Annotated in this window: 16 protein-coding genes; 7 read left to right on the top strand and 9 right to left on the bottom strand. The window is 58.3% G+C overall.

Going from position 1 to position 16304, the window contains the following annotated elements; translation table 11 throughout:
• The 5 genes from ACR0AL_RS08200 to ACR0AL_RS08180 form a co-directional block, all read right to left on the bottom strand.
• A complete protein-coding gene (locus ACR0AL_RS08200) occupies positions 1-474 on the bottom strand; it encodes a hypothetical protein (protein ID WP_170551961.1) in 474 nt (157 codons plus the stop codon).
• A 10-nt stretch (positions 475-484) separates the two neighbouring features.
• Positions 485-742, bottom strand: a complete 258-nt coding sequence (locus ACR0AL_RS08195; RefSeq protein WP_170349923.1) for a hypothetical protein — start codon at positions 740-742, stop codon at positions 485-487.
• 145 nt (positions 743-887) lie between these two features.
• A complete protein-coding gene (locus tag ACR0AL_RS08190; protein ID WP_480662612.1) occupies positions 888-1559 on the bottom strand; it encodes a D-lyxose/D-mannose family sugar isomerase in 672 nt (223 codons plus the stop codon).
• 17 nt (positions 1560-1576) lie between these two features.
• Positions 1577-2503 (bottom strand): carbohydrate kinase family protein, encoded by a 927-nt coding sequence (locus ACR0AL_RS08185; protein WP_480662610.1) that lies wholly within the window; start codon positions 2501-2503, stop codon positions 1577-1579.
• 38 nt (positions 2504-2541) lie between these two features.
• A complete protein-coding gene (locus ACR0AL_RS08180) occupies positions 2542-3597 on the bottom strand; it encodes a glucokinase (protein WP_170349920.1) in 1056 nt (351 codons plus the stop codon).
• Positions 3598-3969: 372 nt separating this feature from the next.
• Between ACR0AL_RS08180 and ACR0AL_RS08175 the strand changes: the two genes are divergently transcribed.
• From ACR0AL_RS08175 to ACR0AL_RS08145, 7 genes are all read left to right on the top strand, one after another.
• Entirely contained in the window at positions 3970-4521 is a 552-nt protein-coding gene (locus ACR0AL_RS08175; protein ID WP_170349919.1) for a hypothetical protein, read from the top strand.
• Positions 4522-4595: 74 nt separating this feature from the next.
• Positions 4596-5348: a sugar phosphate isomerase/epimerase family protein gene (locus tag ACR0AL_RS08170; protein ID WP_170349918.1), complete on the top strand. Its 753-nt coding sequence runs from the start codon at positions 4596-4598 to the stop codon at positions 5346-5348.
• Positions 5348-6394 (top strand): LacI family DNA-binding transcriptional regulator, encoded by a 1047-nt coding sequence (locus ACR0AL_RS08165; RefSeq protein WP_170349917.1) that lies wholly within the window; start codon positions 5348-5350, stop codon positions 6392-6394. Before ACR0AL_RS08170 ends, ACR0AL_RS08165 begins: the two co-directional genes overlap by 1 nt.
• A 22-nt stretch (positions 6395-6416) precedes the next feature.
• On the top strand, positions 6417-7166 hold the full coding sequence (locus ACR0AL_RS08160; protein WP_170349916.1) for a basic amino acid ABC transporter substrate-binding protein: 750 nt from the start codon (positions 6417-6419) through the stop codon (positions 7164-7166).
• Positions 7167-7231: 65 nt separating this feature from the next.
• Entirely contained in the window at positions 7232-8875 is a 1644-nt protein-coding gene (locus ACR0AL_RS08155) for an amino acid ABC transporter permease (RefSeq protein WP_425081947.1), read from the top strand.
• Entirely contained in the window at positions 8872-10836 is a 1965-nt protein-coding gene (locus ACR0AL_RS08150; RefSeq protein ID WP_480662608.1) for a beta-galactosidase, read from the top strand. The genes ACR0AL_RS08155 and ACR0AL_RS08150 overlap by 4 nt, the downstream gene beginning before the upstream one ends.
• A 71-nt stretch (positions 10837-10907) precedes the next feature.
• Positions 10908-12032, top strand: a complete 1125-nt coding sequence (locus tag ACR0AL_RS08145) for an ABC transporter substrate-binding protein (protein ID WP_226689454.1) — start codon at positions 10908-10910, stop codon at positions 12030-12032.
• A gap of 3 nt (positions 12033-12035) precedes the next feature.
• Here the strand turns inward: ACR0AL_RS08145 and ACR0AL_RS08140 are convergent, their stop codons facing one another.
• The 4 genes from ACR0AL_RS08140 to ACR0AL_RS08125 are packed head-to-tail and all read right to left on the bottom strand — an operon-like array spanning position 12036 to position 16304.
• Complete coding sequence (locus tag ACR0AL_RS08140) at positions 12036-13955, bottom strand: beta-galactosidase (protein ID WP_480647280.1); 1920 nt, start codon at positions 13953-13955, stop codon at positions 12036-12038.
• Positions 13952-14812: an SMP-30/gluconolactonase/LRE family protein gene (locus tag ACR0AL_RS08135; protein WP_170349911.1), complete on the bottom strand. Its 861-nt coding sequence runs from the start codon at positions 14810-14812 to the stop codon at positions 13952-13954. The genes ACR0AL_RS08140 and ACR0AL_RS08135 overlap by 4 nt, the downstream gene beginning before the upstream one ends.
• A complete protein-coding gene (locus ACR0AL_RS08130) occupies positions 14809-15414 on the bottom strand; it encodes a 2-dehydro-3-deoxy-6-phosphogalactonate aldolase (RefSeq protein WP_170349910.1) in 606 nt (201 codons plus the stop codon). The genes ACR0AL_RS08135 and ACR0AL_RS08130 overlap by 4 nt, the downstream gene beginning before the upstream one ends.
• Complete coding sequence (locus tag ACR0AL_RS08125) at positions 15411-16304, bottom strand: 2-dehydro-3-deoxygalactonokinase (RefSeq protein WP_480639312.1); 894 nt, start codon at positions 16302-16304, stop codon at positions 15411-15413. The genes ACR0AL_RS08130 and ACR0AL_RS08125 overlap by 4 nt, the downstream gene beginning before the upstream one ends.

The following is a 16304-nucleotide window of genomic DNA, read 5'->3' as shown; positions in this document are numbered from 1 at the left end:
CTATTGCTCGGGTTTGTCTTTGCGACGCTTGGCGTATTTGATCAGCGTACTCAGAATGGCGCTGATAACATCGGGTGTCAGGGCACCCAGCGGGTCGCGCCGGATGCCTGTCACGGTGTTACGTGCGTCGGACAGAGTGTCTTTGATCTCGGTTTCGATATCTAACAGTGCCATATCGCGCAATTCGACCGCGGCTGTCGTATCCGCCTGCGCGTTCTGCGTGTTGGCCATCAGAACCAGGATCACACCCAGCAACAGGTTGGCCCCAGCCATGATCAGCGCGGCCAGCGGTTTGGACAGGGTTGCGGACAACCAGAAAAAACCGGCCACGTTCAGCATGATGACAGCCAGCCCCACGGCCAGCCCCGCTGCAGCGTAAAAGCCGGTACGCCGTGCGGCCACGGCAACGTGGCGTTGGGCAATCAACCGTTCGGCGCGCAGAATGATCGAGATATTGCGGGAAATGCGGCTCATGTTCAGGCTCCTACCGGGATCGGCCTAGCAGATAGCCAAGCGTAAAAATGCCAAGCGCAAACAGGATCGGTCTTTTGTGCGGCAGATCCTCCAACTCGGTCAGGGCTTCTTCAAGCTGTCCGGTCCAGTTGTCGATGTTCTCGGCAATCCTGTCGGCCACAGTATCGTGTGGTTCCGGCCTTTGTGCCTGTTCACGGGTCGCAGTTTGCTCGGCCAGTTGGCGGCGCAGATCGGCAACTTGCGCTTCAAGCTCGGCTTTCGTGACCATTGGACCGGCCCCCTAACAGTTGTTGCGCTAACAGGTCAGGGTTGGAACCCCCACCCACGGTTTCGCAGCCCATGTTAATGCGTTTTTCCGGTTTAAGAAAAGCGACTTATCATTTTGCGGGTCAGGTCAGCCTGAAAACTGCGTATCACGAGTAGTAATCCGCGACCAACAGGAAATCCGGCGCGACGTCTTCTTCGATGGTTGCAAAGCGCGGGATCGGGTCTTCGAACACGTTGTCGGTTCGGTCGTCATTGACGGTCGAGACCTCGCCAATCAGGCAATCGCCTTGTTCGGCCCAGAAGGCGTGCCATATGCCGGGCATCAGAGTGACGCTTTCGCCGGGTTTCAAGCGAAGCAACTCACCGGGCCGAATTGTGACGGGGCAACCGTCGCTGGGCACGACAACAGGATTTTCACGGTCGATACCGCCTTGCGGGTCCGAGGCATAGATCTCCATCACCAGATCACCACCGCCGCGGTTTATGATGTCTTCGGCTTTCACAATGTGGCGGTGCATTGGCGACAGCTGTTTGTCTCGCGACACCAGCAGCTTTTCGGCATAGAGCATGCCCCGACCACTGTTCAGATCACCCACATCGCCGTTGCGCAAGGTGAACAGGAACAGGCCCAACTCATCAAAGCGACCCTGCCCGTAATCGGTGATGTCCCAACCCAGCCCGCGTTCGCGAATGCCTGCGGCTTTGTCACTGCGCATTTGGTCAGGCGACCAATTGGCAAAGGGGGGCAGGACCGCACCGAAGGAGCGTATAAAGGCCTCGGCTTCGGTTTTGATGGCGTTGATGTCAGAACGTTTCATTTAGATCTCTTTGGGGTTCAAAGCTCGTGCGCCCAGGGCGGGTTGGCCCCGGCGCGGGAAACGGTGATGGCTGCAACCTCTGCGCCTTTGGCCAAAGCGGCGCGCAGGTTTTCGGTACTCAGGGTGCGCAGCGCGGTTTTGGTCAGGTGCCCACCGCGCTCCAGCTCGGCCAGCACACCGGCGTTGAACGTGTCACCTGCACCGACGGTATCGACAACTTGAACCGGTCGAACGGGGACTGAGGTTTCGGACCCGTCCGCCAGATAGCCTGACGCGCCGTCACCGCCACGCGTTACAATAATCACGGCAGGCCCGGCTTGCAGCAACAGCGGCACTTTCTCAGTGATGCTTTCCGGGCCGGGAATGATCCAATCCAGATCCTCGTCCGAGACCTTTACGATATCCGCCTGTGCGATCATCCGGTTCAGACGGGTGCGATACCGGGTTTGATCCTTGATGAAATCGGGCCGGATATTGGGATCAATCATCACCGCCCGATCCGCCCCTTGCCGGTCCAGCAATGCGGCGTAAGCGTCGGCGCAAGGCTCGCAGGCCAGGCTGATGCCGCCGAAATACAGCGCCGAAATAGCGGGGAGCTGATCCGGCATATCCTCGGGCATCAGCATGCGACCCGCCGAGTTTTCGTCGATAAAGCTGTAAGAGGCGTGCCCGTCCTTCAACTGCACAAAGGCCAGCGTCGTGGGGCGATCTGCTCGGATCACATGGCTTGCATCCACATGGCTGGTCTTCAGGGCATCGGTCAGTTGCTCTCCGAACATATCCGAAGACAGACCGGTCAGCAGCCCAACCGGCGACCCCAGCCGCCCCAAGGCAATGGCAGTGTTAAAGACCGCGCCACCGGAATGGGGCACAAATCCATCACCGCCCGAAATGGTCGGGGTGGCGATCATGTCGATCAGGGCTTCACCGCAGCACAGGATCATGCCGGGTCCTTTCTGTCTTGTGGGATCAGGCGGCCATATTAACGCGCGAGCGCACTTTTACAGAAATTGTTAGCGCCAACAATGCCAAATTCGTCCTGTTCCGAAACATACAGGCTCATTGACCTTCGCAAATCGGTAAACCGCCCGCCTGCGTTGAACGCATCGCGGAAGGCTTCCTTGAAGAGCCAGCGGTTTTTCTCGGCCACACCGCCCACAAGGAACACACCGCCCACAGGCATCAGCACGACGGCAAGATCACCCATCACTGCGCCCAGATGGGTGGTGAACATATGCGCCGTTTTTTCGGCGATCGGATCTGTCTGCGCGCGCGCGTCATCAAGAATGTCCTTGGCGCTGCGCATTGGCGTGTTGGTCTGTCCTGCGGCCATGCTTGCAGCTTGATAGAGGACCGGCAGACCTGTGCCGCTAAGGAACATTTCCGCCTCAAGCACCAAAGTTTCATCAAAGAAACAATCCGGCGCGATGTGCCGGGCGGCTTTGAAAATCTCGACCTCATCCACATGGCGCGGTGACAGGCCAATATGGCCGCCTTCACCAGATGCGGTGTGATACCGGCCCTCAGAATAAAGCAACGCCCCAACCCCAAGACCTGTGCCGGGACCGACAACCAACCGGGTGCCAGGGGGTGGGTTCGCGGTGCCTTGCAACACCTCGACATCATCGCCTGTGATTTCGGCCACCGACCAAGCAGCGGCGGTAAAGTCGTTGATGACAAAGGTATGCTGCGCGCCCGTGGCCTTGCCGATATCACCCTCGGACAGGTCGAGCTTTGCATTCGTCAGGCAGATCTTCCCGTTCTTCACAGGCCCGGCCCCGGCGGCCACCACGGCGCGTGGATCGGTGCCGATCTCATCGCGCAGGGTGTGAAAGGCGTTAAGCAATTCTGGCAGGGTGCCGGTTGGGTATTTGCGCAGATCGGTCAGCTTTCCGTCAGCGATCACGCCCAAGCGCGTATTGGTGCCGCCGATATCCGCGACCAAGTTCCAATGCGCGCGGTTGGAAGCAGTGGGTTGCAATAGGGGCAAAGAATCTGATTTTCCAGACAGGGTGGTTTTTAAGTCCTTGGTAGACATTTCAGATTGCGTTCCAGTTATGAGAATTCTATGTCAACAAAGCCATTCTGGCATAGTCGATCGTGTGCCCGAGCATCCCGATCCAGACGTGAACAGAACTCTGCGGGGAAATCGATGCAAGTGTAGTGCATTGTAGAAGCCTGTCGGAACGCATTGAGATGCCAACTAACAGTTCAGCCATCTGCAATCCAGTTTTAAACAGACCGGCTGCGGATTTGACACACTTGGCTTGCAGGAGCATCAACCCATCGATCACAAGGAAACAGGCAACCCTTACGACCCAAGACCAAGGAGTAACCTCTTGTTATTTCTTGTGTACCGTGAGAACAGATTTTGGCTTGGAAAGTAAAATAGGCGGTACCCAGCTAGGATATGTCTGACAACAATAATACTGTATTTTATCTGAATTTGATTGAAAAAGAAAATGCACTGGTAAACCAAAGGCTGCATTGGGGCATGATTTTTCAGGGTATACTGTTTGCCGCCATTTTCATTGGGTCCGGCAACAAAGGCGGTTTTTCCCTGACTGCAGAAAACATTGTTCTTACCAGCCTGGGTGCAGTAGCTTCGATGTCCTTGATTTTGGGTACCCTAGCCGCACACTTCGTAATCCGTGGATCGCAAGCTGAAGTTCAAAAGCTGACTAATCGTGTTGGTGCCGCTGAGCAAACCGGTTTGAACTCAATCCTCTTTACGGTGCTTATGCCACATTTTTGTCTTCCCGCGCTCAGTCTGGTGTGCTGGGTCTATCTTGCAACACATGCTTTGATCTCCAGTAGAACGGATAAATTGAGCAATTCAGCGCAGGACCAGTGGCAATTCCTGTTTGTTTTGAATTTCGCAGTGATATTGCTGTTCCTCGCTGTCTTTTCCACACTGGTAGTTCAGAAAGTACTTCAAAATAGGGCTACCGTTCCAAGCTAAACGCTGGGCTTGACAAACATAGTGCGGCTGTTTCACCGTTATTGAAACGTTTCAATCGCGGTGAATCTCAGGAAATGCGGATAGCGGCACAGCTTTATACCGTCAGGCAGCTCGGGGGTCTGGCTGCGCAGTTGGATCTGATCCTCGCCTGCGGTATTGCGGATGTTGAAACAGTTGGATTTCACGATCTGTCCCCTAAACACATGGCGTTGCAGGTTGCGCAGTCGGGCCTGACCGTCCGGTCGGCGCATTTCGATTGGGAGGAATTCGAAGCCCGGTTTGACGATATTCTGACCCTGCTTGATCTTTTGAACTGCCCGGTTGCCGTGATGCCATGGCTGGCGCCACAGGCCCGCCCCGGCACGGTCGCGGGATGGCAGGATGTAGCAGACCAACTCTCTGCTTGGGCGGCGCGATTGGCGGGCCAGGGGGTTCGACTGGCTTATCACAACCATGATTTTGATCTGGTTGGCCCTGTTGGAGAAACGCCTTTGGACCTGATCCTGGCCCATGACACGCTGCATTGGCAGCCCGATATCGGATGGTTGGCCGTCTCGGTGCCGGACCCGGCCGAGGTGTTGCAGCGGTACGCGGGGCGGATCGTATCAGTACACGCCAAGGATGCAGAACCGGCTTCGGGGCAGGGTGATGATCGCTGGCGCAATCTGGGGCAGGGCGTGGTCGATTGGCCCCGGCTGTTGCGCATTCTGAATGACAGCCCCTGCAGCGATCTGTTTGTCGAACACGATGAAACGCCCGACCACGCCGAGACCTTGCGGACGGGGCGAAAGTTTCTGATGGGACAGATGTCTTCGGAGGTCGGATAATGGCGCGCGCAACGATCAAGTCAATCGCCAAGGAGACGGGCTATTCTGTTGGCACCGTCTCGAACGCGCTGCGGGGGGCTGCGTCAGTTCGGGAAGAAACACGCCAAGAGATTCAGGCTGTAGCCACGCGTCTCGGGTACCGTGTCAATATGGACGGTTTGAAGCTGCGCACCAACAAATCCTACCGTATCGCGGTGCTGGTCAGCGTGTCACCTGACGCAGCAGAGGAATGGGAAGGGGTAGAATTCACCCGCATTCTGGCCGGTATCTCGGCGTCCTTGCAGGGTTCGCGATACGAGATGTCTGTGTTCAACGTGGCCGATCTGCCGGATGCCATGGCCGTTCTGGCGCGGATTGTTCAGGACGGTTTGGCCGATGGTGTCATCTTTTCGGGCACATTGCAGGGCGACCCGCGCATCGCTTTTCTACAGCGACACAGTTTTCCCTTCGTGACCATGGGTATGAGCGACAGCAAGACAGCCCATGCCTATGTCGATTTCGACAGTCAGGCGGCTGCGTTTGACGCAACCGCGCGGTTGGTGGGGTTGGGGCACTGGCGTATTGCCTTGGTGAACCCCCCGGCCGAACTGATCTATGCAGCACAACGTCAAACCGGATACGAACAGGCTTTGGCCAATGGTGGCCTTGCGCCTGACCCAGCGCTGATTTTCAATGGCCCCACAACCGCTCGTACTGGGCAGTTGTGTTTTGAGGCACTGATGCAGCTAAGCGACCGACCCACGGCCTGTATCTGCGCGAATGAGGCGATGACACTAGGCGTTTTGTCCGCAGCCCATGCTGCGGGTGTGCAGATTGGCCGGGACATGGTGGTGATTTCCACCGATGATCTGCAACTCAGTCGATATTTCGTACCCCCGCCCAGCACCTATTATGTGCCCATCGAAGAAACCAGCCGTCTTCTGGGCGAGTACATGTTGAAAGCTTTGGAAGGGGGTGACCCGTCCGAGACCCAGAAAAAGATCAGGGCCACGCTGATCGAGCGCCAACCTGACACCCCCGCGCCGCAAAAGGCGCCCACCACGTAAATCAACTCAGGAGGACTTGAAGATGTTTAAAAATCTACTGGCCGCAGCGGTCGTGACCGCGATAGCAGCCCCCGCAGTTTTTGCTGCCGACCTGGACGGGCGCGTTCTGAAAATCGGAACCGACGCCACCTATCCGCCGATGGAAACTGTCGATGAGACGACCGGTCAGATCGTGGGTTTCGATGTGGATGTGATGAATGCGATCTGCGAACGGGTCAATTGCGTCCCGAATTTCGTCAACACCGCATGGGACGGCATCTTTGCCGCGCTTCAGCAGGGTGAGTTCGATCTGGTGATCTCGGGCGTCTCAATCACGCCGGAACGCGAAGAGACGATGGATTTCTCAGAACCCTACATTGTGGTCAGTCAGGCCATTCTGCTCCAGGTCGACAATGCGGACATGACGCTTGAGGATTTCAAAGCCGGTGGTCAGAAGCTGGCGGCGCAGACCGGTACCACCAACGCGCAATTGGCCGAGGATCTGGTAGGGCGCGAAAATGTCAGCCTGTATGACAACTTCTCTGCCGCGATCCTGGCACTGCAAAATGCGGATGTGCAGGGTGTGATCATCGACGGCACCTCGGCCGCCGCATACGAGCAGGAGTTCGCGGGTGAGCTGACCGTGGGCATCACCGGCCTGCAATCCGACCCGCTGGGTATCGTGTTTCAGGAAGGCGACGCAACGGTCGACGCCATCAACGAAGGGCTGGCAGCGATCAAGGCCGACGGCACGCTGGACAAGTTGGTCGGCAAATACTGGGGCACCGAATAAACCTGTCCGATCCGAAACGGCCCGGTGCCGATGGCAACCGGGCCGCCTGTTTGCAGTGAGGTCCCATGAAGCGTCTAAGCTCGATCCGCCCGAGCAATCTTGTTCTGCTCGCCGCGGCCCCGTTCATTATCTACCTGTTCGCTACCTCTTCAAAATACCTGCGCTCTTTGATCGCAATTCTCGGGATCGGGAATAATGCCGGCCCGATTTTTGTCGGGTTCCTGCTGGTTCTTGCGGTGGCCATTCTGGGATATCTCTGCGCCCGAAACGCGCGGTTTCAGACGGCGCCGAGTTGGGTGCGTATCTCGGCATGGGCGGCCTTGCCCGCAGCGTTGGCGCTGGCGGTCTTGGTTTTCGTCGCGCCGCAGGTGCTGATGCCATTTGCCGAGTCCGTCTTCTTTCATGCGCTCAGCGAAAATACTTCGACCTTGATCGACCGCTCCGCGCAGACTTGGGTACTTTTTCCAGACGTTGTTGATCAGGTTCAGACAGGTCTTCAGGTGTTACTGCTAATCTATGCGCTTGTGGTTGCTGGTATTTTGCTGTCGGGCCGTTTGCCCGTCAGGGCGCGGGGACTTGCTCAGCTTGGGTTTGAGATCCTGACCGGGGCCGCGCTGTTCTATCTGATGTTTATGGCCCATTGGCAATTTGCAACCGGAGTGGCGATCACGTTTCGCGCCGCCATTTTTGCTTATATCTTCGCCGCCATTCTGGGGCTGATCTGGGTCGGGCTGCAATCGTTCAAACCCAAGGCGCGCACGACCGTTGTCTATGGCTGCATCAGCTTGACTTTGCTGGGTGTATCGGCGTTTTTCTTCATGCAGCCACAGGTCAAATACGAACTGATAGGTACGCTGGATGCGCGCATCGCCATTGTGCGCGGCACCCCGCAGGCGCAGGCCGACATCATCAGGTTTGGTGAATTCGACGGGGGCGAAGACCAACAATACCGCATCCGTAGCGCCCCAAACGCTGCCAGCGCGGTGGAACAGATCGAAACCGTCGACAGCGTGTCGGGCGCCTTTGTCCCGGTCGGTGCCAACACCAAGGGCTATCCGGTGATCTGGCAGACGCAATTCCTGCCGGATCAGTACCGCAACCCAGCGCTGGCTTTTGCCGTGTTTGGTTTTCTATTGCTGACGCTGACGGTGGGCGGTGCGCAGCACAAGCTGCATCCGCTGGCCGTAGGGGCCGAGTTCTTCGTGGACACGATCCGTGGCATTCCGATGCTAGTGATCATCCTCTATATCGGTCTGCCTTTGGCTGGGGCGGTCAAAGATGCCACGGGTGGCGGTATCGATATGACCAATATGACTCGCGGGATCATCGCGATCTCGGTCGGCTATTCCGCTTATATGGCCGAGATTTTCCGATCCGGGATCGAGGCCATCCCACGGGGTCAGATCGAGGCTGGTGGCTCGCTGGGTCTTTCGCGCTGGCAAACTGCGCGGCTGATCATCCTGCCGCAGGCGCTGCGCATCGTCACGCCGCCCTTGGGCAATGAGTTCATTGCGATGATCAAGGATACCTCACTGCTGTCGATCCTGTCAGTCCGCGATATGACCCAGCGGATGCGCGAATTTCAGGCCGCCAGTTTTCTGCCCTTTGCGCCGTTTAATACAGCCGCAATCCTCTATGTGGTGATCACGTTGGGCTGCGCCAGCTTCCTCAAATGGATCGAACGCCGCACGGCAAGGGAAGATCGATGAGCAGGTTGGAACTTGGGGTATGCTATTACCCCGAACAATGGGACCGGTCGCTCTGGTGTGAAGACGCGCAGCGAATGGTCGAGATGGGACTGGATTGGGTGCGCATCGCCGAATTCACTTGGGGCCTGATTGAACCGGAGCGCGGCGTTTTCCACTGGGATTGGCTGGATGAGGTGATCGACATTCTGGGCGAGGCAGGCCTGCGCGTGATGATGTCCACGCCCACCGCCGCCCCGCCGAAATGGCTGATCGACGAACATCCGGAAATTCTGCCAGTTGGGCCGGACGGGCGCGTGCGAAGGTTTGGATCGCGGCGGCACTATTGCTTTTCCAGCGATTTCTATCTGGCCGAAGCCCGTCGGATTGCCACCGAATATGCCCGTCGTTATGGCCAGAACCCCTATGTTCACGCTTGGCAGATCGACAATGAATATAACGATCACGACACGGTGCTTAGCTATTCGGATGCGGCGCGGGTCGGATTCCAGCGGTGGCTGGCGGATAGGTACGGGTCGATCGCGATACTGAATGAAATTTGGGGGACCGTGTTCTGGGGATCTGCCTATTCCAGCTTTGACCAGATCGAATTGCCCAACGGGCTGGTGGCCAGCCCCAACCCAACCCATGCACTGGATTTTGCGCGATACTCCTCGGACCGGGTGCGGCTTTTCAACCGCGCGCAGGTGGATGTGCTGCGTCAATACGCGCCGGGTCGGGACATCACCCATAATTTCATGGCGGGCAGTTTTGAGTTCGATCACCATGCCGTTGCCGCCGATCTGGATATTGTTGGCTTCGACAGTTACCCCTTAGGAAATCTGTTGGGATCGACCCTGTCTGACGACGAAAAGCACCGCTATTTGCGGACTGGCGCGCCGGATTATCAGGGGTTTCACTGCGATCTGTATCGCTCTCAAGGCAAGGGGCGGATGTGGGTGTTGGAGCAGCAACCCGGCCCGGTGGACTGGGCCGAGAAAAACCCCTCACCCGCGGACGGGATGGTGCGACTGTGGACCTGGGCAGCCTATGCGCATGGCGCGCAGGCGGTGATGTTTTTTCGCTGGCGACAGGCTAAATTTGCGCAGGAACAGTATCACACAGCATTGTTGCGTTCGGACGGCAGCCCGGATCAGGCCGCCGCGGAATTGGCGCAGGTCGCGGCAGAGCGCGACTTGTTGCCCGCCGTGGTACGTGAGCGGGCGCAGGTGGCCATAATTCTGGATTACGAATCCATCTGGGCGGCGGATATCCTGCCGCATGACGATGCCTTCCCAAATGCTCAGGTCATCCGCGAATGGTATGCCGGGCTGTGCGCGCTTGGGGTCGATCTGGATTTTGTGGGGCCACAAGATGAGCTGAACGGGTATGCCCTGATTGTTGTCCCGCAAAGCATGATCGTTCCAAACGATCTGGCCAACAAACTGCGGGACAGTGGGGCGAAACTGCTGATCGGCGCGCGCGCGGGCAGCAAGACACCCGACATGCACACACCGCACAACCTTGCGCCCGGAGCGTTGGCTGAGCTTACCGGTGTGACGGTCTTGCGGGTGGAATCGCTACCAGAACTGGCGCAGGAATCGGTGCGCTTGCAGGACGGAACGACGTATGACTTCACCGGTTGGCGGGAAATCATCGACACCAGCGGAATGGTAACGGCAGAGTTTAGCAGCGCATACCGGGATGGCAGCCCGGCGATTGTACGCTCGGACCGAGCGATCTATCTGGCAATGATCCCACGCGGCCAATTGCTGCATGCCATACTTTCGGACGCGTTAAGCTGGGCGGGCCTTCCCGTCACGGATTGCGGACCGGATCTGCGGATCACACGTCGCGGAGGATTGAAATTTGCCTTCAATTTCGGGGCAGATGGGTTGTCATTACCGACTGACGAACCACATGCCTATTTGGTTGGGGGCACTGAAATCCCACCCTATGGGGTTTCAATCTGGCGGGACACGTGATCTTGCCAGTCCACATTCCTGTTGGCAGCAAGTAGAAGGCTGCAAAACAACTCAATAGCAGGAGAATCAAAATGGCTGAACGGAAAACCCTTTCCAGACGCTCGATGCTGAAAGGCGCGGGCGCGGCTGTTTTGGCGGCTCCGCTTTACAGCAAAAGCGCGCTGGCCTCTTCGGGTGAGATCAACGTGGTGATGTGGTCGGATTACCTGCCGCCTGAGTTCCTGGAAGGGTTCGAAGCGGAAACGGGGATCCGGGTCAATCATATCGGGATCGGATCGAACGAAGAAATCCTCAACATGATGACTGCGTCGAATGGCCAGGGGTTTGACCTTGTCGCGCCTACCAACATGCGGTCTTTGCAATGGGCGCCGCTGGACCTGCTGCAACCGTTTGATCTGGATAAGGTGAACCTGGACGCGGTTAACCCTTCCATGGTTAGAATTGGGACCGACGCTTGGAATTTCAACAAAAGCGGAGCGCACTGGCTGCCGCATATCTGGGGGACTGAGGGCATAGCCTACCGTACCGATCTGTGGTCGCCCGAAGGCGACGCTCCATCCTATGGGGATGTCTGGGCGGAAGAAAATGCCGGTATGACCATGGGTCGTGCGCATTCTATGATGCTGTGTGCGGGTCTGTATTTGGAACGCTTGGGTGAGATGGAGCCCGAGTCCGTCTGGGATGCCTATGACGACGAAGACACCATGCGCAGGGTCTGGGACCGGATCACGGACTGGTGCATTGAACGCAGGGATCGGATCAAGCTGATTTGGAACGATGCTGAAACTCAGAAATACGGCTTGCTGAATGGCGGCGTGGTTGTGGGGCAAACATGGGACGGGCCGCCGCTGGCTTTGAAATCAGCAGGGGAACCGGTGAATTATCAGGCTCCGATCGAAGGAGCGATGGCGTGGGTGGATGGTCTTGCAATGCCAGTCGGTGCGGAAAACATCGAACAGGTCTATGCGCTCATCAACTATTTGTACCGACCTGAGCCAGCCGGAGCTGCCGCTGCAGTGAACGGATATAACACAGCCGTACTGGGCGCCGAGGATTTCGCGGGCGATGAGTTCAGAAAGAACTTTGCCGAGGCCTATCCGGGCGACGCGTTGGCCAACCTCAACCCGTGGCTGGCCGAAGCTCCGTGGTATGCCAAAGCACGGGCCGAGTTTGTCGACAGATTTTTAAACGCCTGAGCATTACCCCTGTGCGGGTGGACCCTTTGGTAGGATGACGACGTCACACGCTGCGATTTCGTGCCCGTTCCAAAGGACGGGTGCGGCGGTGTAGTTGATCAGAAAAATATACTGCACGGTTTCCCGTCGGCGCAGGCCCTCGGGCATTGCATGCAAGGTCAGGTCGACCGTTTTGGCGGCCATCGAGATGACCCTGTCCCAAAGAGCCTCATCCGGGAAACCCGCAAGGTACCAAAGACCGTTTTCGCCTTTTAGGGCAGATGTGCCATCAACAAAGGTCAAAAGGTCTGGGGCATCTCCGGAGAGGCGGTCAACCCAGTGTTGCGCCGCGCCACCTCCGTTAACATCACGCTGCACGTTAGGGGGCAGGGTTTCCACAAGATCAACTCCGCAATCCAGCCCGGACAGGCCCGGGCGGCCTGAGGTTGGAATTTGGAAATCGCGAGTGATCGCGCCTGTACGGGGGCCAAGGATGGCCAGATCACAACCCTCAGTCAGGCGGGTTTCCAGATCGTCATCCAGCGTGGCAAGACCGGGGGCGAGGATCAGTTTGTAACCGGTCTTGGGCGTTTCCGAGGCCGCAATGAAGTCCACCGAAAGCCCGGCCCGCCGCAGCGCGCGATAGGCTGAAAAAACCAGCCGGAAATAGTTGAACCCGGCCCCTTGCGGTTGTGTCGCCCAGGCCCAGTCCGAGGCATAATCGAACACAATCGCCACGTCCGCCTGCGTTTGCGTCAGCGCGCCAAGCTCGGCCAGATCAACTGCGGTTTGACGTGCCTCAGCCAGTGCCGGGGCGGGTGTGTTGTTCGGTGTCAAAAGGCCAGCGTGCATTTGTTCCTGCGCGAACGGAGCCTGCCGCCAGCGGAAATAGCTGACCACTTCGGCCCCATGAGCCACCGCCTCAAGCGACCACAGGCGCACCATGCCGGGCAGGGGGGCAGGGTTATAAGGAGCCCAGTTCACCGGGCCCGGTTGTTGTTCCATCACCCACCAGCGCCCGCGCCCAACGGCGCGATAAAGGTCGTGATGAAAGGCCTGCATATCCGGATCGCCCTGTTGCAGGAACGCGGCTTTATGGGCCTCGTCCGCCTCAAGGCGGTCTGAGAGAAACCCAATCGGGTAGCTGTCCCATGTGGCGATATCCAGATCCGCACCGACTTTGAAATGATCGAAATCCAGAACCCGACCCATATAATTATGCAGCAGTGGCGCGTCGGTCAGTGGCCGCAACGCATCAACCTGCGCTTTGTTGAACATCACCACCTGATCCGAGCTGAACCAGCGGAAGGCCAGAACATGCGCTGGGTTGGGTTCGGTCACAGTCAGATTGGGCAGGTCGATCTGATCGAAACCTGCGTATTCCATCGACCAAAACACATTGCCCCAGGCGGCGTTCAGAGCGTCGACCGAGCCATATTGATCGGCCAGCCACCGCTGAAACTCTCGCAAGGCAGGCTGGCTGTAGCTGACGGTCGTGTCATGGCAGCCATATTCGTTGTCGATCTGCCAGGCGGCGACATGCGGGTTGCGCCCATACCGTTCGCCCATGAGCCGGACAATGCGGGCGCATTCGGCGATATATCCCTGATGACTAAAGCAATAGTGCCTGCGTGAACCGAATTTGCGCGGCTGCCCCTGAGCATCCACCGCCAGCATGTCAGGGTGTTTCTCAAGCATCCATCGGGGCGGCGTTGCTGTCGGCGTGCCCAGAACAACCTTAAGGCCCACAGCCCCCAGCACCTCAATCGCTCGGTCCAACCAGTCGAATTGCAGATCACCCGGAGTTGGCTCCATCCGGCTCCAGGCAAACTCACCGATCCGCACCCAGCTCAGGCCGGTTTCGACCATCTGCGCGGCGTCCGTGGCCCACATTTCTTCGGGCCAGTGTTCGGGATAGTAGCAAACACCAAGTTCGGGCTTCATAGAATGACTCTGTGTTCGGCCTGCCCAGTACCCGTGCTGGGGGCGGCAAAGGTCATACCGTTGGTAGGGTGTGCAGCAAGCGTGTCCTCGTCCAGCCCCTCGCGGGCAGTGGTGCAGTAGAGTGTGGTCAAGTCGTTGCCGCCAAATGCGGGGCATGACACATGGGTGGCTTCAAATGGGATGGCCGTCAGGAACTGTCCTGACGGTTTATAGGCTGCAACACGGCTTGCACCCCATTGCGCGATCCAGAGGTTGCCTTTCGCATCAACCACGGCGCCGTCGGGGTTCAAACCGTCGACGCGTAGGTCCAGGAATACCGTGCTGTCGCCCTTGGGCCAGCCGGTTTCGGAATTCAGCGGCCATTGAATGACCTGCTTGGTGGCCGTGTCCGTGTAATAGGCGCAAGACCGGTCCGGGGCGAAGCAGATCGCGTTCGAGATCGTGACATCGTTCACCAGTTGCCGAAGTTCCCCCCGCCAATACCGATAAATCGCGCCTGCACCGGGTTCGGCGGTTTTACCCATCGTCCCGATCCAGAACCCACCCCAAGGATCCGCACGCCCGTCATTTGAGCGCGTGACCGGATTGTCCGCCTCAAGTGGGGCGATCAGGTCTTTCTGGTCGTTTTGCAGGTTGAACCGCCACAGGCCCGTTTCAGAGGCTATCAACAGCCTATCCCGGTCTACCCAGCCCGCGGCCGAGACATGTTCGTCGAACTGCCAATTGCGCTGCGCTTCGCCGTCCCGTGTCATCAGACGTTTGCCCAGGATGTCAAACCAGAACAGCTGTTGCCGTTCCGGGTGCCACAACGGCCCTTCGCCCAGTTCACAGGCGCGGTTGTCGTAGACGATGCTCATCCAGCGGCCTTGTCGTAGGCGGTGACGATTTGGGTCGCCCGCTCTGCGACTTCCGAGGCGGTCATGCCGGGTTTGAACAGCGCCGATCCGATGCCGAACCCATCAGCGCTTGCCTTGATCCACAGGTCGAAATTCTCGGGGCCTGCCCCGCCGACGGCATAAACCTGCGTGCCTGTAGGTAGCACCGCACGTAAGGCCGCCAACCCTGTTGGTCCTGCCAGCGCTCCGGGGAACAGTTTCAACCCTGATGCCCCTGCTTGGAGCGCGGCGAAAGCTTCGGTCGGGGTAAAAATACCCGGCCAGCTTTCCAGTCCCAGCCGATGTGTGTGCGAGATCACCTCGGGGTCGCAATTCGGTGAGACGATCAGACGACCGCCGACCTCTGATACCATGTCGACCTGCTGGGACGTCAAAACCGTGCCTGCCCCGATCAAAGCACGATCACTGAACTCATTGGCCAGAACGGCGATCGAGGCCAGCGGATCGGGTGAATTCAGCGGCACTTCGATCTTGTCGATGCCAGCGTCGATCAGCGCCCGTCCAACGTCGGTTGCGTCCGAGGGGGCTATTCCGCGCAAAATGGCGATGATGGGTCGGCTCATGCGGTTTGCCTCGTGAGGTTGCGGGCCTGTTGCAGACCAGCCAGGGTACATTTCGTGCTGTTGGCGGTTTCTACAAACGCGCCCTGTTGTTGTAGCGCCTTGGCATAAACTTCCGACAGGCTCTCGGCCCCGATGATTGCCAATTGCTGACCCAACCAATAGGGGCGGGTGGCCGCCAATTCCGCGCCGATCAGATAACCTGACAGCCGTGCCCGGATAACGCCGCCATCCTGCCCTTGCAGCAGATCAGCGGCCCGCAGGCCAAACAGACGCGCCGCCAGTTGTTCAGGTTTCGACAACGCATCGGCAGTGGCCTCGGCAAAGGCGGCATCCTCCCAGCCCTCGCCGATCGAATGTTTTAGCACCGATTGCCCGCCCAGCAGATCGAACATCTCGCCCGTCATGAAGGTGCGAAAGCTGACAACCTCTCCGGCGCTGACCTGCACCCATTTCGTATGGGTCCCGGGCAGGCAAATCACCCCGTCCCAGTTTTGATGAGTGGCCAGAAAACCAGCGATCTGGGTTTCTTCGCCGCGCATGACGTCCGGCGGGGCCGTTTGTTTTAATCCGGGCACCACAAAGGCGCGAATTCGGGGATCTGTATTCGGCACGCGGAAGGGGGCAACCGGTGTCGGTTCACACGGAACCGCCGAATACGGGGCCTCGACCCAGCCCTGGCGCGCGCCGACCATTCCACAGGCCACCACATCAATCGGAGCAGTGCTCAGCCAACCTTCGATCAGTTCGAACAGCGCGGCTTGGAACCCGCCTTTGTCCACCCGCGCCATGCCTTTGACCGACTGCGCCTGATCCAGCACCGCATCACCCTGCATCGCCCAAGCCCGCAGATGCGAGGTTCCCCAATCGACTGCAATCCATTCCGTATTCAT

The organism is Ruegeria sp. BB1 (assembly GCF_056539465.1).
The sequence above is the reverse complement of the archived record's forward strand: the minus strand, read 5'-3'. Positions and strand labels throughout refer to the sequence as shown.